The organism is Sediminibacillus terrae, assembly GCF_009602435.1.
Classification (GTDB): Bacteria; Bacillota; Bacilli; order Bacillales; family Amphibacillaceae; genus Sediminibacillus; species Sediminibacillus terrae.
Genome location: NZ_VZDQ01000023.1, coordinates 122,946 through 144,633 on the forward strand (window position 1 = coordinate 122,946; position 21,688 = coordinate 144,633).

A 21,688-nucleotide genomic window follows, 5' to 3' on the forward strand; every position below is an offset into this window, starting at 1 on the left:
TTGAGAGGAAGTTAGGACATGAAAAGGAAGTTATTGATTTTTCTTGTTTCTATTGTGGCATGGATCGGTGTGAAGTACTTATTGTCTTACAGTTTGCTGAAATGGGTGAATCTTTCGTTTTCTGTCGGCATCCTGCTGATGATTCTGGCTGCAGTTACTTTCATTTTGCAAACAGGCTTTTTTTCTCCATTATTTAAAGGGTTTCGTCTGATTGGGGAGTCTATTTCCAACAAGTCCAATGCGATGGAGCGAACAGATTCTTACCTAGCTCAAGACAGCGAATTACAAAACTTTAAGCAGAAAACCATCCAACTAACAGGTTATTTATCCTTCCTAACAGGGGGTGGTTCCTTGCTTGCTTCACTCATGGGGCTGTTTCTATTGTAATGTTTATCGTTAAGGGTAGTGAAACTGACACCCTTAACAACCGTTTGCGTTTTCTTTGTTATTGGCCATCCACACTCCTACTTTACCGTTCCTCCTCACTTTTTGAAGTAGATTAATATGACTCTCTGTGTTTTGCTTCTATCTTTTACCGTTCCTGCATAATAGTAGAATAAACGAAAGTGAAGGAGGAAGTGGTATGAAGGGTAAAGCATTAATGGACGAGCTTGAAGATTTGCTTAAAAAAACGTGTTCTGATTACGGGATTGCACCCACTCCCTCAAAAGACTTTATGCAGTTATGGGAAGAATTAATAGAAAAAATGGATCCAGGGACAAAGCGGCTGCTCCAACTTCGTTTAGAAGAGGATATTGCGGAAAAAAGAGGGATTGTGTTTCAACAAATGCTTGATATATTGCAGCGAGAGGAGATTGCATGATGCATTGGATGATAGCGATATAACACCGGTGGAAAACGAATTTAGTTGGACATGAAGAGAATATTGAAAAAGCAATGTATCGTTGAATCTAGTGCTCGCTTCTCTGCCAGCAGGTCGATCCGCTAGAGAAGTAGCTGTATTTTTGGTTTTGCCGAATTTATATCGGTTTGTTAAATAGAAAAGCATGAATGCTAATGCATTCATGCTTTTCTGTGTTATGCCAAATCATCATCTACTCTTATGATTGTAAGAGTGGCACCAGCACCATCTTGCAGAACTGCTGCTCCCAGCAGTCCGAACAATTCGAGGCTAATGGTACTTCCTGCTGTTAGTGGAACAATTGCATCACTGTTAAAGTTTGAAAGTGTCAAAACAGGGTTGATGGTGGTGGCTTCTACAGGTGCGCCGTTGATGACTAATCGGGAACCTAATAACAAACCAGCCGTCAAGTTGACATTATAGGATAAATAGTAACGTCCTGCTTCAGGAACCGTAAAGACTGTATCGGCAGCATTAGCAGTTACTCCGTCCAACGTTTGAGCATCAGGTAATGGGACTGGTGTTCCTGTCAAAACCACGGCAATGGTGGCTCCTTCAGTACTCGCTGCAAAAGCAGAAGTTTCCGTGACGGAAGCGGCTGTCGGTCCAGTAGGTCCGATTGGCCCCGTAGCACCAGTAGGTCCGGTGGCACCGGTTGGCCCCGTAGCACCAGTAGGCCCGGTAGCGCCGGCAGGTCCGGTAGCGCCAGTAGGCCCGGTAGCCCCCGTAGATCCGGTAGCGCCCGCAGGTCCGGTAGCGCCAGTAGGCCCGGTAGCCCCCGCAGGCCCGGTAGCGCCAGTAGGTCCGGTAGCCCCCGCAGGCCCGGTAGCGCCAGTAGGTCCGGTAGCACCGGCGGGTCCCGTAGCGCCAGTAGGCCCGGTAGCGCCGGCAGGTCCAGTCGGTCCCGCTGGCCCAGTAGGCCCGGCAGGCCCAGTCGGTCCTGGAGGTCCAGTAGGTCCTGTTGGTCCATCAGGAGCGGTTCCATCCGCTTCTAATAAACTAATGTCATCGACGAACACAAATGGAGCATTTAAAGCACTGAGCGGCTTTCTGATAATCACTTGTGCTTGTGTAGTCCCAGTTGGCGCCTCGTCAGTTGTTTGATAAACTTCTAGCCATGTATCATTGCCGCCATAAGGTATATTTTCGTAGGACACTTCTGTATCCAATCCTGTACCGATTACGGTATTTGCTGCATTCAAAAACAATACTTGAAGATTGATGATGGGGCTGGGTTGGAGTGTGCTTTTGGACAAAGAGACAAGAAGTTCATAGCTTGCTCCTTCTTCAGCGGGAACGGTTTGAGCCAGGGAGGCAGTCACAGTGCTATTTGCAAACCTTGCGGCATAATCACCGGTATGGACAGGCTCTACCACAATATCGGTGTTGACAACCTGCCAACCTGTAAAATCGCCGGTTTCAAAGCCGCCGTTCACGATAAGATTATTGATCGACAAAATGTTGTCCTCCTTTACAACCTAATATATTGACGCGCGTAGCATTCTCTTTACGTCAACTCACAATATAGTATGTAAGGTAGATATGCTTGTTCAGGCTAATCCCCTTGCTGAATTTAAAAGGAGGAAAATGTGCGCATTGCCTTTTACCTGGATTTTGGGAACAAAAGAGGAAAAATAGATAATTCTTTCCTCTTTTGTTGTACAATTGGGAAGTCGGTGAAGAATCAATTAAGATAAGGATTAGAGGGTGATATTTTATGATAAATGGAATCGATCCGTTCATTTTACAATTAGTAATAATACCTTTCATTGTTATAGGGATCGGTCTTTTGGGTGCTTTCATCACGAAAAAAATCACATTAGGAGTCATCATTACTTTAGTAGCAAATATTGCGTTGGAATTAACCTTATTTGAAGGTGGTTTATCCATTTGGAGTGTTTTCTTCCCTTTGATCACATTTATTATTCTCCTGTTTTTTGCAAAATGGTTTAAGTCTCAAGGCATGAAATGATATACAATTTGGGGTCAAACCAAGAGTGCGCCCTGTGTGGTAAAGTAAAGCAAGTTTGGCACCTGTCCTCACTCGCTTGGTGGGAGTAGAAATGCTAGACGGGAAGTTGGAAGGAACGTTTCATCGGGTCGATACGAGAAGGGAAGTGGGAAATAGCACTTCATCAACCCGACAAAAGAGTTTCATCACAAATAAAATGATCGGAAGGAAGCATTTAAACTCGCCTAAGCGCAGCTGTCTTCCAAGCCTAATGAGGAACAAGATGCTTCCCGCAAACAGTTATTCTCGTACCATTGCTTCATCCAATATATCGATAAATCGCTTCACTCAAGCTGGTAACCTTTTTGGCATCCAACAAACGGTCAAGATTGTTGATAGCTTGGGCATGTTGTGGTTTGATTCCGCATAATACAATGTCCTGGCCCATCAAGCGTATGGTATGGAACAGCTCCTCAAGCTTTGTGATCCCTTCTCTGCTTATATTCCCAACTGCGGTGAAGTCGACGAGCAGGTAGTCAATAGTAGAATCATGGAGATGACGGAGGATACCTGTTTTAATTGTTTCGAGTTTTTCTGGAAGTAAATCTCCAAAGAAAGGAACAATTGCTACGCTTTCATGAAGGGGAATGACAGGACCGGAGAGCCTGTTTACTCGTTCAACCGCATTTTCAAGTTCTTCTTTCTTTTCGAGAAGTTCAAAATCCGTATCTTCGAGCCTATCTCTAAGCTTCTGGAGCTGGCCGGAAATCATCCCCATCTGTTCTGGTGCCTCATGGCAAATGACATGCCCCTCTCCATTGTACCAATGAACATTTACCTGGTAGGCTACCAGAGGTTTTTCTTTTGTTTTTAAATTCAGCTCGACGCTATTTTCTGTAATACTTGGTAAGACATTGCTTTTTGCTTTTTCTTGACTCTCCTCATCTATAAGACTTAAAAACCCGTCGCCAATTAAAAATATTTGTTTGGATTTGTCGGACATGGATAGGATGTCGTAGTTTTTATCGATTTTAAAGTAAGGAAGGGGCAGGTATTCAGCTTGCTCCATCGATCTCTACCTCCCCTCTGGAGCGATCCAGCCATTGATCCAGTGCATGTAGACTGTCAAAAATGGCTGTTTCTTCGCTCCCATATTTATATACATTATAATTCCCGGCAATACGGCCACCGACAATGACTTGCGGCCGAAATGCCAAATTTTCCAAGCTGTCGATGTAACCTTGTAACAATGGGAGTCGATAAGACAGGGCAGCGGACAAACCGATAACATCCGGTTCCCATTCGGCGGCCTGCTGTAACGCATACTCCAATGGCAGGTTGGCTCCGAGAAGTCTGGTTTTCCAGCCTTTTTCCGAGCAAAGCGCTGCCGCCATTTTCGAACCGAGCATATGCTGTTCTTCTTCGAGACAAAGAAACATGATTTTCCCCTTTGAAAAGGTATTGCGTCGTTTGAATGGAAAGCTGTATTGGGATAATACAAAATCACATACACTTGTGGCCAGATGCTCATCAGCAACCGTGATGCGGTTTTTTTGCCACAGTTCTCCGATGTATTGCATGGCTTTTGTCATGATCTCGACATAAATCGTCAGGCTGTCACTGTCCGCTTCCTCGACAAGTTGATATGCCGCCTGTTCATCTCCATTCAGCAACATATCGGCAAATACTTTCCACTTAGCTGTCATGACTGCCATCCACTCCTTCTCGGAGGCTTTCGCCTTTGGATAGAGCCAGGACCGCCTGCTCTAGTGCTTCTTGGTAAAAAGTGCCCCGGTGGTGGGGTGTGAGTTTGTCCCCTATGGCTTCCTGTATTAGTCGGAAGTTGGAAATTAAATGTTCTGTTTTCATTCCCCGAACGGTTAAAATATCATTTAACCAGACGGCATAATCGATAAAAATCTGGACATCATCTACCGAGAAAGCAGTCTCTAAATGGTCCATATGGTGTTGATTATCTTCCCGGCATTTTACTATTCCGCGTTCTCCGAATTTTTCGAGCAGTCCGGGATTTTGTCGATAAATTCCAGCTACGGCTTGATCGATGACGGCAGATATGGTTCCCTCAATAGTCATTGAGCCACCACCTTGAATTTATGTACTTTAGGAACAATATTGGCCAGTTGCTTGTCAGGATATTTTTTCTCAAGGTCGTGAATTCGTTGATAATCCTCTCCGGTGACCCAATCCAAATAGCTTTGCTTGTCTTCCCATATTATTTGGACAGTCAATTCACCTGGCTTCCGTTCGTTTTGCAACAGGGAAAAGTCTATAAAACCGGCAGCTTGATCTACCAAGCCTGTCTGGTTTTGATAGATGGAAATGACTTCTTCCGATTTTTCCGGAGGTACTTCAAATATAGAATGGACGATATACATATGGACACCCTCAATTTATGGTAAATTAACATTTTCGGCAAAAAACGATTATCTTCATCCTATCACGAATCCTCTTTTTCTATAAACCTATCAGCTCTTCTTCCAGGAGTTCCCATAAAGAAAAGACCTATGTTAGCAAAAATGACAGAATGATGGATGGGAAAAAGAACATATAGTAAACTCAAACACAATAAATGTGGTAAAGGAGATGGAATGAATGCTTGAAAAGGAGCTCGTGAAGTTGATCAAAAGACTGCCGAAAGTCGACCTTCATGTCCATTTAGATGGAAGTGTCCGCCCCGGTACAGCCATCGAGCTGGCGAAGCAGCGAGGGATCGAACTTCCGGGAAAAGAGATCGACAAGCTGCTTCCACACATGCAGGTGGAGGAAGAATGTAACAGTTTGGAAGAATACTTGAGGAAATTCAAGCTGATTGAACCGCTTTTACAAACAACAGAATCATTGGAACGATCTGCATGTGAAATGGTGAAGCAGGCTTATGATCAAAACTGCATGTATATGGAGGTGCGATTCGGTCCTCAACAACACCGACAGCTTGGTTTATCACTTGCGCAGGTGATTGAAGCGGTTATTGCAGGATTGAAAAAAGGAGAGGAAAAGTTTGGTGTAAAGACAAACTTACTCGTTTGCTGTCTCCGCCATCATTCAGCCACATTAAATAAAGAAGTGGTCGAAGCAGCAGACGCTTTTCTCGGGAAAGGATTGGCAGGAATAGATTTGGCAGGGGATGAAGCAGAATATCCGGCAAATATGTTTACGGAGATTTTTTCCTTTGCAGCAAGCAAAGGAATTCCGGTTACCATACATGCGGGAGAAGCAGCCGGACCGGTAAACATCAAGGATGCCATTGATAAGCTCGGGGCAGTTAGAATAGGCCATGGAGTACGATTGCGGGAGGATCCAGCCTTGTTGGCTGAAATGGCTGCGAGAAAAATCCCGCTCGAAATGTGTCCTGTCAGCAACATCCAAACAAAAGCAGCAGCAGGCTGGTATGATTATCCACTTCGTGATTATTTTGAACGGGGTATATCTGTCACGGTGAATACGGATAACCTAACAGTATCAAATACGACGATCACAAGGGAGTACATGCTGCTTGCCAATCGGTTTGGTTTCTCTGTCGAAGAGATTGTTCAATTGATTCACAATGGTATAGAAGCTGCCTTCCTAGGGGAAGAGGAAAAGCAAGTGTTGAAGCGAAAGTTGGAAGCGGTCGTTTTGACAGCTTGATTGAAAAAAGCGTGCGAGCTTCAACGTCTTAATAAAGAGCAGATTCCATAAAGTTGCCAATTCGTATCGAACGCTCACCTGTACTACGCCATGGACAGACTGTTTTCAGAGCACCATAATGGCAAAAAAGTACAAAGGATATAGGGGCATATCATAAAAAAAGCACCGCCGGCGAGCGATGCTTTTCCATTAATCTATGTTATTGAAAGGATCCTTCATGAATCGTTTCATGGAGAGGACGGCGGGGAGAAGGCTGTTCCCGTTCTTTAAGGTTTTCAGGTAAACCAGACTTTTCTCCTTGATAGCCAATGGCAACAACTGCTTGGATGGCATAGTCCTCCGGAATGTTTAAAACTTCACGAGCTTTCTCTTTGTCAAACCCACCCATTGGATGGGTCGCCAATCCTTTTAAAGAAGCTTGTAAAGCCAAAAATGCCCATGCCGCTCCTGTATCAAAAGCATGCGGGGCATTTTGCCCGACCTTTTCATCCGTTTTTTTCGAGATGATCAATGTCAATACAGGTGCCTTATCGGCCCATGTCCGATTGCCTGGAAGAATGAACGAGCGGAATTTCTCCAAATCTTCATTCGTTCGTGCCAGGATGAACCGCCAAGGTTGGATATTCATCGATGATGGGGCCCATCGTGCCGCTTCAAAAATACTGAACAAGACATCCTCGGGTACCTCTTTATCTAAAAAAGACCTTGGAGACCATCGGTTGAGGAAGAGCGGGTCGATATCGTAGCCGGCTTTCCGGTATTTTTCAATTTCGGGAAGAACTTTAGTGGAGCTCATTTACATCCTCCTTTACTAATTTCCTGATGTAAGAATCAGTATAGAAAAGATATCATTTGACATCAAGATAAATGCTTACCATTTGACTCGGATTAAAGGAATGCCAAATCAGTTTTTTTCAATGTACGGACCGAGAAACGGCCGGCTAATCTTGGTACCGGTTATATGCAGTTTTTTTGTCTCCCTGTAGCATATATCTTTGAGATGGATCTGAAAGGTTTCTGTTGTCTTTACTACTGAAAGAAAAATCACCAGCATCTTGGTAGGATGCTGGTGATTTTACAGGGAGAGTCCCTTTGGGAGCCTTTCTTAAGGTTTGAGCACTACCTTGATACAATCATCTTCCTTCTCGTCGAATAATCGATAGGATTCAGCGGCATCTTCCAGGCCGACTTTATGGGTAATAATGTCTGTCGGGTCAAATACTCCTTTTTCAACCATATCATAAAGTTCCGCCATAAAATGAATGACAGGGGCCTGTCCAGCTTTCACAGTAACATTACGAGAGAAAATGGAATTCATTGGATAGGCTGTCGCAGGGGCCCCATATACGCCAGTTAACTGAATAGTACCGAACTTCTTCACAGAGTGAGCGGCGGTGATGATGGGATCGATCGTGCCAACCTGTCCTGCGAGTGTCTTGATATGATCTTTCATGGTAACTTTTCCGTCCATTCCGACACAGTCAATGACGACTTCAGCACCGCCTCGGGTGATTTCGTGGAGGTGACCGCCCATATCGGTGAACGCATCAAAGTTGTAAATTTCCACGTTGTTTGTGCGCTTGGCATGTTCTAAGCGGTAAGGCACATGATCGACAGCAATCACTCGTTTTGCACCTTTCAGCCAGGCGAATTTTTGGGTTAGCAGTCCGACTGGACCAGAGCCGAGGACGATAACCGTATCACCTTCTTTTACACCGCTGCCGACGACACTCCAGTAAGCGGTCGGAACGATATCGGAAAGAAACAGCAAGCTTTCATCTTCTAGTTCACTGCTTTCCGGGACCACAAAAGAAGAAAAATCCGCGTAAGGTACACGTAAGTATTCAGCCTGTCCGCCTGGATAATTGCCATACATTTCCGAATAACCGAAGTAGGCCCCAGTGTCACGGTGCGGATTGGAATTATCACATTGACTTTCCATTTGATTTTTACAGAAGTGACATTCCCCACAGCTTACGTTGAAGGGAATGACAACGCGATCGCCTTTCTTTACATTTTTTACGTCAGGTCCGACTTCCTCGACAATCCCCATTGGTTCATGACCGATCACATAATCGTCCCCGAGGGGGATATGTCCGTGGTATAAATGCAAATCCGAACCGCAAATGGCGGTTGATGTGATTCGGACAATCATATCATCACCCGTAGTGATCGACGGATCAGCGACATTTTTGACTTCTACTTTTTGTTTGCCCTGGTTGGTTACTGCTCTCACTGGCTTACACACCTTTCCAAACGTGTTGCTTGTCTATTGCCGCAGAAGAACGGATTGAAACATTTTTCCGTTCCTGGGATAAAAATGACCATACTGTGAAAGAAGAGAAATTGATAAAGTTGAATGCATCTTTTATAAAAGAAAACATAATTTGTGTGACAGCCACCATCAACAATTCATCAATGGCAGAAAAGCTGGGGAAGTTTCCTGCTCTCTTTCGTGGGGACTGTTTTTCGGAGGTCTGTTTCCAAAAATCTGTGGTTTACTTAAAAAGGGTTGGAGCATCCAAATGGTAACGAGAATTTCCACTTCATCGAAAAAATTTGCCGGAAACACAGCAAGTTGGTTGAAGAAAAACAGAAAATGTATTATTATTTTCTATGTGCTTTTAAAAGACTTGCTGGTGTAGCACAGCTGGTAGTGCACTTCACTCGTAATGAAGGGGTCGGAGGTTCGAGTCCTCTCACCAGCACTTGTATATGGAGAAGTACCCAAGTCCGGCTGAAGGGGATGCACTCGAAATGCATTAGGGCGGGTTACCGCCGCGTGGGTTCGAATCCCACCTTCTCCGCCACTTTACTTTATATTTTCCTCGCACTAATTTGCCAGCCTTCCCTTCTAAACGAACCCATCTTCTTCATTCAATCCATACCTTTTGTTAATTCCAATCTGATTTTCAGGTTGATTTTTTGTATAATAAGCGGTAGACAACATCAGGAAGCGAGGCGGTACTAATGAACATAGGGATCATCAATTTTGAAATGGCGCCAGCCGGTGTCAATCAATTACTACATAAAGTTGTTTCCGATCTTTTGCAAGCCCATACAGTCACTGGAATTCGTCTTGATGCTCAATCGGGGGCGCTTACATATAAAAATTTTGCTGACGAAAATGTCGCCGGTACGTTTGTGGATTTCAAGAACTTATTGCAGCTTTCCACTCTCCCGAAAGTCCCCGATGGTTTGAAAGAACTGGCAGAATTTGATGCTGTTGTGATGATTGGTCCGCAGCAGGCGGAAGCTTCCGTTAAAGCGTTGAGCAGGATGTTCGATAGCACGAGCTGTTTATTCCTTCCAGTATCTATTAATCAAACGATAGAGGGAACAGATCAGCCTTTGGGCTATGACACGGCAGTCAACTATATGATTGACAGTATATTAAGGATAAGGGATACCATCGATTCACTGAAATACCCAAATCCTCGATTGTTGGGAGTACAGCTTGAAGGTAGTGTGTCCCGGCAGGTCCTGGAGGAAGTGGCGATTGCGATCGGTGGACACGTCTTGAATCATGACTTCGAAGAAAACCACCTTGAACAGCTGAAAAAATCCCTCAAAGAAGATTTTGACTCAGGCCAGACATATGCTTTTTTGTTGTTTGACGAGCGAATCGACGCTGAGCGAATTCCAAGTGAATGGATGGCAGACATCGCAATCGATTGGAAAACACATAAAATTGATGAAGCCCTTTGCATGGGACCAGAACCGACCGCACGGGATCGCATCACAGCAATGAAGCTGGCCGCGGGAATCGTGGAGTGGGTGCGCAATGACCAAGCCAGCGGAAAGTTACTTATTAAATCGAACAAAGTGGACGTACAATTGTATTAGTCTCATGAAACGGCAGTGTTTTGAGAAACACTGCCGCTTTTTATAATAAAATGGTTTTGTCATAGCTAGCCTAAATTGTTGTGGAATCGGGTATCCTCCTATTAAAGGTATTCTGGCGGGGAAGGAGGTACACTTTTGAAAAGCTATCATTCCATTGATTTCGGCAAGTTTTTTGCCATGCTGGGCATAGTGTTTATTCATGCCCGGGCATTTGAAGAAGTCCAGGCCGGCATGATGGACGGCAGCCAATTGGATACGGTGTTGAAGGTGTTTGCCAGGTTCAGTGTGCCATTATTTTTTATGGCTTCCGGATTTTTGTTTACAATGAAAACAAACGGCAGAGGACGAACGTTTCATTATTTTCTTTCCTATATAAAAAAATTGATCCTCTTGTATGCTTCATGGTTCCTGATTTATGCTTTGTACGATTACGGTAAAACTGCCTGGCAGAGCGGAGGATTGATAAATCAGCAAACCCATGAATATATCGCCGGTCTTCTTACTAGAGAGGTTTTCGTATACGGAGTCAGTAATACTCAGTATCACCTCTGGTTTTTGCCTGCGCTTATTTGGGCAACGGTCATCGTCTACTTTTTTCAACGGATGCGAACGGCCGGTTTGCTGCTGGCGGCCAGTTTTTTTCTGCATTTGCTCGGCTTGACCGGCCAGGGGTATTCCCACTTCTATGAAATGTCCTTCAATACAAGAGACCCTTTCTTTTTTGGATTGTTTTATGTGTCGCTCGGCAGTTTTATTGGCTTGAACCATCAGAAATTCGAGATACTGGCATCGCGAATCAACGGTTCTGTATATACGGTGGTCATTCCGGCGTTGTTTTTTCTGCAATTATTGGAGCGTACTTGGACGATGGAGCAACTGGACGGAAGCAAGGAGGAATACTTTTTCATTACGATTCCACTAAGCCTGGCCATATTTGCTGCTTTGCTCAAGTATCGGAATATAGGAGAAGGCACCTTAATCAACAAAATCGGCAGGAACACGATCGGGATATTTGTCATCCATCCGCTTGTCATCAGTTTGTCTCATCTTGTCCTGGCTGCCCTCGGGCTTGAATGGTGGAAACAGCATATCCTTTACGGTGTAATGTTTGTTCCTTTTGTCTACGTCAGCTCTTACTTTTTGTATCAATTGTTGCAATCAGGAAAATATCAATTTTTTCATCCGGAAAAATGGATTCAGTGGGAAGGAAAACCGCCCTTGAAGAAAAGTTGATCAGTGGCTGAATATCGTTGGAGATAAAGCCTTGGCAGATAAAAAAAGTATGGGGAAATGGTAAAATTTTGTTGAAAAATCATGGTTAATAGTCTAATATTACTAGATAATAAGGTCTATTCATTTTGCTTACATTCTGAGCAGGAATTTGTCTTTTGAATGGAGGATAGAAGATGGATAGAAACAGGGGGAATCACGATGCAGACGGCAGTCAAGACAATCATTTTTCAACTGAAACAGCAACAGTATGGCGTGGACATTCAGCAAGTGCGTTCTATTGAGCGATTAGTCGATGTGACAGAGGTGCCGAACACTTCCGATTTTATTAAAGGCATTATCAATTTGCGCGGCCAGGTGATTCCGGTTATCGATTTGAAAGAACGGTTGAATTTGGGAAATCAAGATTATAGTGAAGAAACGAGAGTCCTGATCATCGAGATTGATGGAGTGACGGCAGGAATGATTGTCGATGAAGCAAAAGACGTGATCGACATTGATCCGGAAATCATCGATCCAACGCCAAGTATGGCCGGAGGAGTCCACTCCGAGTTTTTAAGAGGAGTGGCTAAATTGGACGATCGATTGTTGATCATGCTTGACTTTGCAAGCATCTTTGATACAAAAGAAATGGAAGAAGTCAAAGAAATAAACGAAGATTAATGATAACAGAGTGGGGGATTTTCACATGAAGAGCGTACTCGTAACCGATGACGCAGCCTTTATGCGATTGCAGCTCAAAGATATTTTAGGCAAAATTGGGCTGGAAGTAGTCGGGGAAGCAACTAACGGCCAGGAAGCAGTCGACAAATACAAAGAACTGCAGCCGGATTTGGTGACGATGGATATAACCATGCCGGAAATGAATGGTGTAGAAGCATTGCAGGCGATCAAACAGTTCGATGATAGCGCCAATATCATCATGTGTTCGGCCATGGGCCAGCAGGCAATGGTTGTCGAAGCTATTAAAGCAGGTGCAAAAGATTTTATCGTCAAACCGTTTACGGCGGAAAGAGTGGAGCAAGCTTTGCAAAAATTTTTATGAGGCAAAGATACATACAGCGCGTGATGTTTCCAGAAAGGGACAGAGGAAACATCTATACCGGGCGAAAGCAGACCAGATCACAGATGATTTGGTCTGTTTTTTCTTGCTCAGATTAGAAGAAGCATTACGGAAAAAGTGTGGTTCCTTATAGAATTTATTGCTGCTTTCTTTTGCGACGTCCTAATATTCAGAAAATTACTATTGCATTTAAATAAACAAAGCATTAAATTGTTTTTATATTAATAAACAAAATAAGGAGTTGTTTATTATTACGGAAGAAGAGCGTTTTTGGAAAGCGAACGTTGAGGAAATTTCATATGGGTATGTCCACTCGGATGGACAATATGTGTGCCTTCTCTGTGGATCAAGGTATGTGGAGGGAATTATTTATCCGATGGATGGAACTTTGTATGAAGCCAAAAAAGCAGTTGCAAGACACATAAAGGACATGCATCACTCTGTATTTGATTACCTGCTTAAAATGGACAAAAAGTACACCGGGTTATCTGATCATCAAAAAGAATTGCTTCACTTTTTCAGCAAGGGATTCAGTGACAAAGAAATCGTGAGGGAGCTAAATGTGGGGAGTCCATCTACGGTGAGAAATCATCGCTTTAAACTGAAAGAGAAAGAAAAACAGGCAAAGGTCTTTCTAGCGATTATGAACCTTTTGAATAAACAGTCGGATAACCAAAGGGAAGATAATTTTGTGCAATTTCATAAGGGGGCAAAGATGGTGGATGATCGATATGCAACCACAGAAAAAGAGAAAGAAAAGGTTTTATCAACCTATTTTAAACAAGGAACTGATGGAAAGTTAGATAAGTTTCCAAGCAAGGAAAAAAGAAAGTTGATTGTATTACAAAACATTGTAAATCGTTTTGAGCGTGATAAAAAGTACACGGAAAAAGAAGTCAACGGCATATTGAAAACAATATACAATGATTTTGCGACCATCAGAAGGTACCTTATTGAATATGGCTTTATGGAACGTAGTAGGGATTGTAGGGAGTATTGGATAAAAGACTAAGGTTGGAAGAGACAGTTGAAAGTTGAAAAGGGAAGCCATCGAGTAAGCGAATCCATACCAAATCACTCGATAGAAAAGATGGCATGAAATTTGATTCTTGAATGGCTCCCCAAAATACAGGAGTTTATGTCAAAGCATAGCAAAAGGACGCTTGACAGGAGAGAATCTGACTCTGCTCGTTACTGGAGTGGGGAACCATTCCGTATGTTAGTTATAAAAAAAGGTGACGCTATCTTCCTTATTTCCAAGCGGACATATACTTCTTTCGATATTTACTATCTTCTTCATATTCAATCAGATCCATCGCTATTTCCTTAATTTGTTCGTCCGTTACTTCATTATATAATTTTTTCAAACCCACCATCATATCGTATCGGATTAGAGTATGATTCTTTTCATTCATTCCATTTTTAAACCTATCAATAATGTGGTTAAGGAGCATTTCTCTTTGTTCTTGTCCTGCTAATCCTACCTTCCAAATCGATTGTAAAGTATGGCGAGCAGTTACAAATTTCGAATCTTTTGTCACTTCCCAGAGCTTTGGAAAATCATGGAGCATCCTTTTTTCAGGGTCACTAATTGCTAATGCCGAAAGAAACTGTCCTGCTCTGGATCTACGATGATTATCCTTGTCAGTAAGCCAGTCAATCAATTCGTCCCAAACTTCATAAGCCCAGTCCACTTTTCCATTGGTTGCATGAATTATATTCTGAAATGCTTCGTATTGTGAATTTTTGTCTGGGGATTCAAGGTTTTCAAAATAGGACTTAATTGTGTCATTCATTGCAGCACCTCCAACATGATTTATTATAAAAATTTTATCCTACTTATTGTCTCTTTCAAACTTTACCAATCTGCCCTTTTCGGAATAGGGCTGCCATACTCGATAAATTTTTGTTCAGCTATTGCACAAATAGTTTAAGTATTTTGTTTCACAATCTCGTTTTTGAAGTTAAATGAGATACTCTATCATAATATAAGGACATTCTTCACCAAATAAAGTTTAGTTATTGTCTGATATTATGGCAAATATCTGATGGTCTTCCCATTGACCATTAATTTTTACACCCTTTTGTTCTATACCTTCTTTATGAAAACCAGCCTTTTCTAATACTCGCATTGAACCTAAATTGCTTAACATTACTCCTGCATCTATACGATGTAGTTTTAGTTCATTAAAAGCAAAATCTACTGCCAAGGTGACTGCTTCAGTGGTAAGCCCTCTGCCATTATATTGCTTGTCTAAGGAATAACCGATTAAACCTCTTTGGAGTGCACCTCGGGATATACGAGACAGGGATACTTCTCCAATCAATTTATCGCCATCTTTTAAGAAAATACCAAAGGAATATTGTTTATCTTCTTCCCTCTGCTTTATAGAATTGCTAATATATTTACGCTTTGCTTCAAGGGTATAATAGTCATTGCTAAAGGTTGGGGAATATTTCTGAAATAACTCACCATTTCTCAAGTGTAAATCCAGCAAGGCATTTGCATCTGAATCATCGTAAAAGGCGATATAAATTTTTTTATCTGTAGGGCTCATATTAATTTTCTCCTATGTATAAATTTAAATTGATTTTTTTGTGGCGTAATAGTTTACTAATATGCATTACCCGATTTTTTGCCTACCTTTTTAATCTGTCTAATCTTTTTTAAGTAAAATAATATGGCATAAAAAGGTGATTTCGCAATAACTCTAAAGTTGTATTAAACTGCCCCGTCAGTTGAAATACCTCCTTTGATCTTAACAGTTTATCCATTAAAAACTCTAAAAATTGTAAAATTGAGAGTATTAAAACGTTTTTGGAAATACTGGACCGATAGCTGAGAATAGATGCTGTCCTATTGCTGAAAGGAGTGTCAATTCCTATGCTGATTTGCGTTTTTTTATAACCTTTGTCTCAATGAAAATAAGCAGTCCAATTCAATTGTAACTTGGACTGCTCTTTAATGAACCATTTACGATTTGTACTCCAAAACAGCCCCGGTTAAATAACAATAGGTCTGCTTTCTTATTCAGTCAAACAACGGGCTGACTGAACGGTCTTCGAACACTCTGGTGATGGCATCGCTCATCAACGGTGCGACCGACAGCTGGGTAATCCGGTCGAGGTGCTTTTCTTCCGGAATCGGGATACTGTTGGTGACAATTAATTCTTTTAACTCGGATTGATTGATTTTTTCAATGGCAATACCTGAAAGCACGGGGTGCGTGCAGCAGGCATAGACTTCCTTGGCGCCTTTCGCCATTAACGCTTTCGTTCCACTGGTCATACGTGTCCCGGTATCGACGATATCGTCGACCAGGACAGCTGTTTTCCCTTCGATATTTCCGACGATGTTCGATTCGCCGACCTCTGTTTCACGGGGACCGCGCTTGTCGATAATCGCGATCGGTGCTTTCAAGTGATCAGCCAGTTGGCGTGCGCGTGATACACTGCCGTGATCTGGAGATACGACGACTACATCCTCAAATTGTTTTTCCTGCAAATAACTTGCCAAAATCGGAATGCCGGCCAGTTGGTCGACCGGTATGTTGAAAAATCCCTGAATTTGCGGCGCATGTAAGTCCAGAGAGATGACCCTTGAAGCACCTGCTTCCTGAATCAAGTCTGCGACAAGCTTTGCAGTGATCGGTTCCCTCGGTCTTGCTTTGCGGTCTTGTCTTGCATACCCATAGTAGGGAATGACAATATTGATGGTTTTAGCAGAAGCTCTTTTTAATGTATCGATCATAATCAGTAATTCTAAAATATGTTGGTTTACCGGTTCGCTCGTGGACTGAATGACAAAGACATCATATCCGCGTACACTTTCTTCGATACTGATGCGCACTTCACCGTCACTAAAGGTTGTCACCGTACTTTTTCCAAGCTCTACACCCATATTGTCGGCTATCTCTTCAGCCAGTGGCAGGTTGGAGCTCAACGAAAAAACTTTCATTTTTGATTCCTGGAAGTCTCTCGTCACACTTGATTCCTCCTTGTTTACAGGGCTATGCTGCTTTTATGTACCATTGATTTGTCAGGTAACATCTTGTCCATGTATTGCTTTTATTATCTCAAAAACGATTAGGGGAAACAAGCTGTAAGCAGTGTGTCGTTCACTAGACGTTTCCTTATGAGGGAGGGCTTGTTTGCAAATAGAATGTTAGAGAAGATGCTACTTTGTTGGAACTCACCCATTGTTCCGGTATTGTCCATGCAGTATCCAATGGGAATCGAAGTTCTGAAGTTTCTGAACGAACCATCTGCATGATTTACTTCCAGGACATATGGTGGAGGGTCCCTCCAATATAGAGATACGTCTTAAGCATTTGATCTGTTTACAATTCCTTGCTTATACGAAGGAAAGAAGAAGGCCTTCTCTGAATAAAGTGTTTATCGATAAAGGCGAGGACTTCATCGTTTCCTGGAAGGGTTACAGTCTCAATGGCCTCTTCAACCGGCAGCCATTTGTACGCACTATGTTCATGATTAAGTTTTACATGGTGCCGACTGTCAACGTAACCGACAAATACGGGTGCCATATAGATGTATTCCTCCTGTGGGGAGTAAAATTGATAGAATCTATTGGCAGAATACAAAATCACTTCATTTATACCGGTTTCTTCTTTAATCTCCCGCAAGGCGGCTTCCGAGGCTTTTTTTCCGTTTTCGATGCTTCCTCCGATGTAGCACCAGGCACCATCTAGGATTTTGCTTTTCCGTTTAACCAATAAAACATGATAGAGGTCGTCGATTTTCTTTAACAGAACGACCGCAATTCCTCGGCAACTGATTGGAACTTCAAAAATAGTTTCGGTTTGCGACATTAGATAACCTCCTTTTTGTTTTTTCAGGATAAGCTGTTTTATAGGATGTTGCTTTGTCCATTTCAACCATTTCTCTGGAAAAAGAAGGCCTTCTTTGCAGCTTTTCTAAGAACGTCCTCATGATGATGTGGCAGTCTGCACATTTGTTATGGGCAAAAAGGCATTCTCTCCACCTACCATACTAACATAATTTACCAAGAAGAAAGGGCGAAGCATAAAAACAGTCTATCGAAAGTTCTGATAGACTGTTTAAGAGCTGTTTTTATGATGGAACGGCGGCTTGGCGGACAACCTTCTCCATCATGTCAGTATTGGGATAATGGTTCTGGCGATACTTTTCTATCGTCTTCTCCACATCATAAGCAACTTTTTTCATTGTTGCGCTTACCGTTCCGTCCTTGATTTCGATAATGGCGTATGAGGCTTTCGCAATCCCATCAAAAGGAAGGCCGACACTTCCGAGATTGACAACCGTTTTTCCTTTGATTGTCCGGATGTAAGATTTATGAATATGTCCATACAAATAGACGTCTGCCTGTTCTTTAAACAGCTTGGATTCAACGGTGTTGTCATCTGCATCTGGTGGCACTATCTCAAATAGACTGTCGGGCGTGGCGTGGAAGGCGTGGACGGATATGCCGTCTATCTCCAGCTGCTTATGGTTTGGAAGTCCGGCTAAGTAGTCGACCTCACGTTGTTCTAGCTGGGATACCGTCCAGTCCCGCTCTTTGTTCATCAGCTCTAATGCTTTATCCGGCACTTCTCCTTCTTTGATTCCCCGAACGACCCATTCATCTGCATTGCCTTTTATCACGTCCGTATCGAGATTGCGGACTCGTTCGATCGACCGCTTTGGTTCGGGTCCACGAAAAGCGATGTCTCCCAATACGAGGATTTTTTCGATTTGCTGGTTTTCGATATCCTGCAGCACAGCATCGAGGGCGTCGGCGTTGCCATGGATATCGGATATACATGCAATTTTCATGATTATCTCTCCTTCCTTTGGTGTCTTTAGTTTATCGTAGCAGATTTCCTTTGCTCATAAAAAAGTTGTGCAGCCATCTGCGTTATTCCCGACTTTAATCAAAAGAGGACGGGACAAAAGCATGGCCACTAAAGAAAATACCAAAAGATTCTAAATACTTATGAATTAGCTCGGTTTTTAGTTGTATCTCTTGTTTTATCCTGTTGTTTGATGTGTGCTTGGAATCGCTACGGCAAGATACTACGCGTTCCACGGGCAAGGCTTCAACTTCCTCAGAAAGCGAAGTACCTTGCCGGAGTGGAACGTTGCATTTTTCATGAGAGAAGGGTAGAGCGGTTTGTTTTTTGCTAATCAAAAAAACCGAACGAATCGTTCGGTTTTTATTTTGGTGGCGATGCTTTTGTCCAAAGCTCTTTTAAGATGCCTCGTTTGTGTGAATCAAGCAGGAGGATTTGCGTTCTCGTAAGCCTCCAGAAGCAAATCGACAATATGGACAGCCCTCATCTGGTCGGAAAGGCCTTCTTTTTCAATCCCTAATTTCATCTGCAGCAGGCAGCCTGGATTGGCTGTCACAATCGTCTTTGCCTTTGTCGCTTTTGTTTGTTCCATTTTATAATCAAGAATCTGCATGGACATCTCTGTTTCGACAAGATTGTAGATGCCTGCCGATCCACAGCAACGTCCGGCATCCTTCATCTCCACATATTGCGCTCCTTCGATGGAAGACAACAATTTCCTTGGCTCCATGAACGTTTTTTGGACATTTTTCAAGTGACAGGAATCCTGATAAGTGATGATTTCGTCTTGAAGTGACAAAGAAAATTTATCAAAACCCAACTCCACTAAAACACTGGATATATCTTTTATCTTGCTGGAAAAAACTTCGGCACGATCTTTCCACTCCGGCTCATCCTTCAATAAATGACTGTAATCGACTAAAAAGGCGCCACAGCCTCCAGCGTTGGTGATAATATAATCTATTTCAGCTGCTTCGAATGCGGCAATATTGCGTTTTGCCATCGATTTTGCCTGCTGTTTTTCCCCGCTATGGCCATGCAGGGCACCACAGCATGCCTGGGCTTCCGGAACGACGATTTCACAGCCGACGTACTGCAAAAGCTTCGTCGTTGCCTCATTGGTCGGAAGGAAGACAGTGTCCATTAGACAGCCTGCGAAAAATGCGACCCGCTTTTTTACTGGTACAGCCGGCCGCAAATGCCTTGGCCGTTGTTTCATGGATTTGCTTGTCGGAACATCCGGCAGCACTCTTTCCATCAACTGCATCGATTCGGGGAGCAGCTTCATCATGCCGGATTTTCGGGCAACAGTCCGCAAGCCCGAACGCTGGTAAAAACCGATCAGGCCGGTGAGTCCGATCATGCGTTGTTGGTGGGGGAATAAACCTTGGAATGCCGCTTTTCGAACGGCCTGGACGGGTAAGGATTGCTTTTGATTTTGATAGATGATATCCCGTGCCTGTTCCAGTAAATGGCCATAGTTCACCCCGGATGGACAGACCGGTTCGCAAGCCCGGCAGCCGAGGCACATATCCAACGAACGTTTGACATCTTCATCTGGTTCGATCTCTCCGTCGACGACCGCTTTCATGAGTGCTATTCTCCCGCGGGGGGAGTGCGCTTCATCTTTACCCGATTCAATATAGGTAGGACAGCTGGGCAGGCAAAAGCCGCAACGCATGCAGTTGAGTAATTCATCGTAATCCATTTTTTCCTGAAATTGTTGTTGGATCCGTTGCTTCTCTACTGTTTTCATTGTTTGACCACCACCCTTTTGCGATTTTCGTTGGCAAACATCTTACCCGGATTCATGATATTTTTCGGGTCGAATGCTTGCTTGATGGAACGCATGGCTTCCACTCCGGCTTCACCGAGCTTTAGATGCAGGTAAGGGGCTTTCATGGCACCGACACCGTGCTCGCCAGTTATCGTTCCGCCAAGTGCCACGGCAGTAGTGAAAATTTCCTCGAAGGCTTGCTCGACTCGTTCCATTTCCTCTTTATCCCGGGCATCCGTCAAGCAGGTGGGATGTAAATTGCCGTCCCCGGCATGGCCGAAGGTACAAATTTCGACCTGATGTTTTTCTGCTATTTGGTTGATGGCATACACCATGTTGGCAATCTCCGAACGAGGAACCGTAGCGTCCTCGAGGATGGTTGTCGGTTTTAACCGGGCAAGTGCTGATAAAGCGGACCTCCTTGCCGTACGCAGTGCTTCTGCTTCCGCCTCGGAAGCGGCCATGCTCACCTCGATTGCCTGATTTTCCTCGCAAATCGAAAGGATACGGGCAATATCTTTTTCGACAACAGCAGCATCTCCATCCTGCTCGATCAGCAGGACAGCCTTGGCATGAGTCGGCAGACCGATTTTGGAGAAGTCTTCGACCACTTTGACGGTAGGTTGATCCAAAAACTCGAGGGTGGACGGAATGATTTTGCTGGCGATGATTTTAGAGACGGTACGTGCAGCTGCTTCCATGTCCTCATAAAGCGCCAGGACCGTCTTTTTCGTTTCCGGCATCGGAATCAGTTTCAATGTTGCCTCCGTAATGATTCCCAAGGTCCCTTCAGAACCGACAAACAGCCTTGTTAAATCATAACCTGCCACGTCTTTTGCCAGTTTGCCGCCCGTGCGGATCTTTTCTCCATTCGGGAGGACCACTTCAAGACCTAGCACATAGTCACGGGTCACCCCGTATTTCAACCCGCGAAGACCGCCGGAGTTTTCGTTGATATTTCCGCCGATTTGCGAAATCTTCATGGAGCTTGGGTCAGGTGGATAAAACAACCCTTTTGCTTCGACAGCTTCCATCAGTTCCAGGGTATTAACGCCGGGCTGAGCGGTCACGGTCAAATTTTCTTCATCAATTTCCAGGATTTTATCCAAATGCTTCATAAGCAGGACGATCCCTCCCTGAAGCGGCGTCGTTCCGGCACTTAGGTTAGTGCCTGACCCTCTTGGTACAACCGGAATTTCCTGTTCATTGCACCATTTAACTACCTGGGCAACCTCGGAAGCGGACCGGGGAGACACTATGGCATCGGGCATAGCCTGAAATTGCGGAGTGGCGTCAAAGGAGTAAACAAGTTTGCTTGCCTGAGAAGTTTCCACGTTTTCTTTCCCGACAATGGCGGTCAGTAATTCCCTTGCATTGTTAGTCAGCATCGACATTCTCCTTATCTATTGGCTGATTTTCTTTTATTGTAATAACAATATGCAGGGATTTATATGTGGAAACCTATAAAAATGTCGTGAAA

The 21,688-nt window shown here is 43.6% G+C and carries 23 protein-coding genes and 2 tRNA genes; 11 read left to right on the top strand and 14 right to left on the bottom strand.

Annotated elements, in window-relative coordinates:
- Positions 1 to 18: 18 nt before the first annotated feature.
- Entirely contained in the window at positions 19 to 387 is a 369-nt protein-coding gene (locus F6X55_RS09680) for a DUF3899 domain-containing protein (RefSeq protein WP_153462957.1), read from the top strand.
- Between the two features lie 196 nt (positions 388 to 583).
- Positions 584 to 823, top strand: coding sequence for a hypothetical protein (locus F6X55_RS09685; RefSeq protein WP_153462959.1), 240 nt, complete (start codon positions 584 to 586; stop codon positions 821 to 823).
- 215 nt (positions 824 to 1,038) lie between these two features.
- Here the strand turns inward: F6X55_RS09685 and F6X55_RS09690 are convergent, their stop codons facing one another.
- The gene (locus tag F6X55_RS09690) at positions 1,039 to 2,319 is read right to left on the bottom strand and encodes an NTTRR-F1 domain (RefSeq protein ID WP_237648634.1); all 1,281 of its coding nucleotides are present in this window, start codon (positions 2,317 to 2,319) and stop codon (positions 1,039 to 1,041) included.
- A 260-nt stretch (positions 2,320 to 2,579) separates the two neighbouring features.
- On the opposite strand from F6X55_RS09690, the gene F6X55_RS09695 reads away from it, so the two are divergent.
- Positions 2,580 to 2,834 (top strand): hypothetical protein, encoded by a 255-nt coding sequence (locus tag F6X55_RS09695; RefSeq protein WP_153462961.1) that lies wholly within the window; start codon positions 2,580 to 2,582, stop codon positions 2,832 to 2,834.
- Between the two features lie 298 nt (positions 2,835 to 3,132).
- Here the strand turns inward: F6X55_RS09695 and F6X55_RS09700 are convergent, their stop codons facing one another.
- From F6X55_RS09700 to F6X55_RS09715, 4 genes are read right to left on the bottom strand one after another with little or no spacing between them, the layout of a single operon-like run.
- Positions 3,133 to 3,882, bottom strand: coding sequence for an STAS domain-containing protein (locus tag F6X55_RS09700; protein WP_153462963.1), 750 nt, complete (start codon positions 3,880 to 3,882; stop codon positions 3,133 to 3,135).
- A complete protein-coding gene (locus F6X55_RS09705; protein WP_081704636.1) occupies positions 3,869 to 4,528 on the bottom strand; it encodes a cobalamin B12-binding domain-containing protein in 660 nt (219 codons plus the stop codon). The genes F6X55_RS09700 and F6X55_RS09705 overlap by 14 nt, the downstream gene beginning before the upstream one ends.
- Positions 4,509 to 4,907: a globin family protein gene (locus tag F6X55_RS09710; protein WP_026571150.1), complete on the bottom strand. Its 399-nt coding sequence runs from the start codon at positions 4,905 to 4,907 to the stop codon at positions 4,509 to 4,511. The genes F6X55_RS09705 and F6X55_RS09710 overlap by 20 nt, the downstream gene beginning before the upstream one ends.
- On the bottom strand, positions 4,904 to 5,209 hold the full coding sequence (locus tag F6X55_RS09715) for an antibiotic biosynthesis monooxygenase family protein (protein ID WP_153462965.1): 306 nt from the start codon (positions 5,207 to 5,209) through the stop codon (positions 4,904 to 4,906). Before F6X55_RS09715 ends, F6X55_RS09710 begins: the two co-directional genes overlap by 4 nt.
- Before the next feature lie 217 nt (positions 5,210 to 5,426).
- Here F6X55_RS09715 and add point away from each other — a divergent pair, with 217 nt between their 5' ends.
- Positions 5,427 to 6,461: an adenosine deaminase gene (gene add / locus F6X55_RS09720; RefSeq protein ID WP_153462967.1), complete on the top strand. Its 1,035-nt coding sequence runs from the start codon at positions 5,427 to 5,429 to the stop codon at positions 6,459 to 6,461.
- Positions 6,462 to 6,660: 199 nt separating this feature from the next.
- On the opposite strand, the gene F6X55_RS09725 is transcribed toward add, so the two are convergent.
- Positions 6,661 to 7,257, bottom strand: a complete 597-nt coding sequence (locus F6X55_RS09725; RefSeq protein WP_051382187.1) for a nitroreductase family protein — start codon at positions 7,255 to 7,257, stop codon at positions 6,661 to 6,663.
- A gap of 309 nt (positions 7,258 to 7,566) precedes the next feature.
- On the bottom strand, positions 7,567 to 8,697 hold the full coding sequence (locus tag F6X55_RS09730) for a zinc-dependent alcohol dehydrogenase (protein ID WP_153462969.1): 1,131 nt from the start codon (positions 8,695 to 8,697) through the stop codon (positions 7,567 to 7,569).
- A gap of 399 nt (positions 8,698 to 9,096) precedes the next feature.
- Between F6X55_RS09730 and F6X55_RS09735 the strand changes: the two genes are divergently transcribed.
- From F6X55_RS09735 to F6X55_RS09765, 7 genes are all read left to right on the top strand, one after another.
- Positions 9,097 to 9,169, top strand: a tRNA-Thr gene (locus tag F6X55_RS09735).
- A gap of 9 nt (positions 9,170 to 9,178) precedes the next feature.
- Positions 9,179 to 9,271: transfer RNA gene (locus F6X55_RS09740), tRNA-Ser, on the top strand.
- 160 nt (positions 9,272 to 9,431) lie between these two features.
- Positions 9,432 to 10,307, top strand: a complete 876-nt coding sequence (locus F6X55_RS09745; protein ID WP_153462971.1) for a 6-phosphofructokinase — start codon at positions 9,432 to 9,434, stop codon at positions 10,305 to 10,307.
- Between the two features lie 135 nt (positions 10,308 to 10,442).
- Positions 10,443 to 11,540, top strand: a complete 1,098-nt coding sequence (locus F6X55_RS09750) for an acyltransferase (protein WP_153462973.1) — start codon at positions 10,443 to 10,445, stop codon at positions 11,538 to 11,540.
- Positions 11,541 to 11,738: 198 nt separating this feature from the next.
- Positions 11,739 to 12,200, top strand: coding sequence for a chemotaxis protein CheW (locus tag F6X55_RS09755; protein WP_153462975.1), 462 nt, complete (start codon positions 11,739 to 11,741; stop codon positions 12,198 to 12,200).
- Between the two features lie 25 nt (positions 12,201 to 12,225).
- A complete protein-coding gene (locus F6X55_RS09760; RefSeq protein ID WP_026571157.1) occupies positions 12,226 to 12,582 on the top strand; it encodes a response regulator in 357 nt (118 codons plus the stop codon).
- A gap of 268 nt (positions 12,583 to 12,850) precedes the next feature.
- Positions 12,851 to 13,612 (top strand): DUF2087 domain-containing protein, encoded by a 762-nt coding sequence (locus F6X55_RS09765; protein ID WP_202616136.1) that lies wholly within the window; start codon positions 12,851 to 12,853, stop codon positions 13,610 to 13,612.
- Positions 13,613 to 13,850: 238 nt separating this feature from the next.
- Here the strand turns inward: F6X55_RS09765 and F6X55_RS09770 are convergent, their stop codons facing one another.
- The 7 genes from F6X55_RS09770 to glcD all read right to left on the bottom strand — a co-directional run bounded on the left by F6X55_RS09770 (position 13,851) and on the right by glcD (position 21,596).
- Positions 13,851 to 14,396 (bottom strand): hypothetical protein, encoded by a 546-nt coding sequence (locus tag F6X55_RS09770; protein WP_153462977.1) that lies wholly within the window; start codon positions 14,394 to 14,396, stop codon positions 13,851 to 13,853.
- 219 nt (positions 14,397 to 14,615) lie between these two features.
- A complete protein-coding gene (locus tag F6X55_RS09775; protein WP_026571160.1) occupies positions 14,616 to 15,158 on the bottom strand; it encodes a GNAT family N-acetyltransferase in 543 nt (180 codons plus the stop codon).
- 473 nt (positions 15,159 to 15,631) lie between these two features.
- Positions 15,632 to 16,585, bottom strand: a complete 954-nt coding sequence (locus F6X55_RS09780) for a ribose-phosphate diphosphokinase (RefSeq protein WP_026571161.1) — start codon at positions 16,583 to 16,585, stop codon at positions 15,632 to 15,634.
- Positions 16,586 to 16,940: 355 nt separating this feature from the next.
- Positions 16,941 to 17,429 carry an NUDIX hydrolase gene (locus tag F6X55_RS09785; RefSeq protein WP_153462979.1) on the bottom strand — a complete coding sequence of 163 codons (489 nt, stop codon included), beginning with the start codon at positions 17,427 to 17,429 and terminating at the stop codon, positions 16,941 to 16,943.
- A gap of 262 nt (positions 17,430 to 17,691) precedes the next feature.
- Entirely contained in the window at positions 17,692 to 18,414 is a 723-nt protein-coding gene (locus F6X55_RS09790; protein WP_153462981.1) for a metallophosphoesterase family protein, read from the bottom strand.
- A 438-nt stretch (positions 18,415 to 18,852) separates the two neighbouring features.
- The gene (locus F6X55_RS09795; RefSeq protein ID WP_153462983.1) at positions 18,853 to 20,187 is read right to left on the bottom strand and encodes a (Fe-S)-binding protein; all 1,335 of its coding nucleotides are present in this window, start codon (positions 20,185 to 20,187) and stop codon (positions 18,853 to 18,855) included.
- Positions 20,184 to 21,596, bottom strand: coding sequence for a glycolate oxidase subunit GlcD (gene glcD / locus F6X55_RS09800; RefSeq protein WP_153462985.1), 1,413 nt, complete (start codon positions 21,594 to 21,596; stop codon positions 20,184 to 20,186). The genes F6X55_RS09795 and glcD overlap by 4 nt, the downstream gene beginning before the upstream one ends.
- Positions 21,597 to 21,688 lie beyond the last annotated feature (92 nt).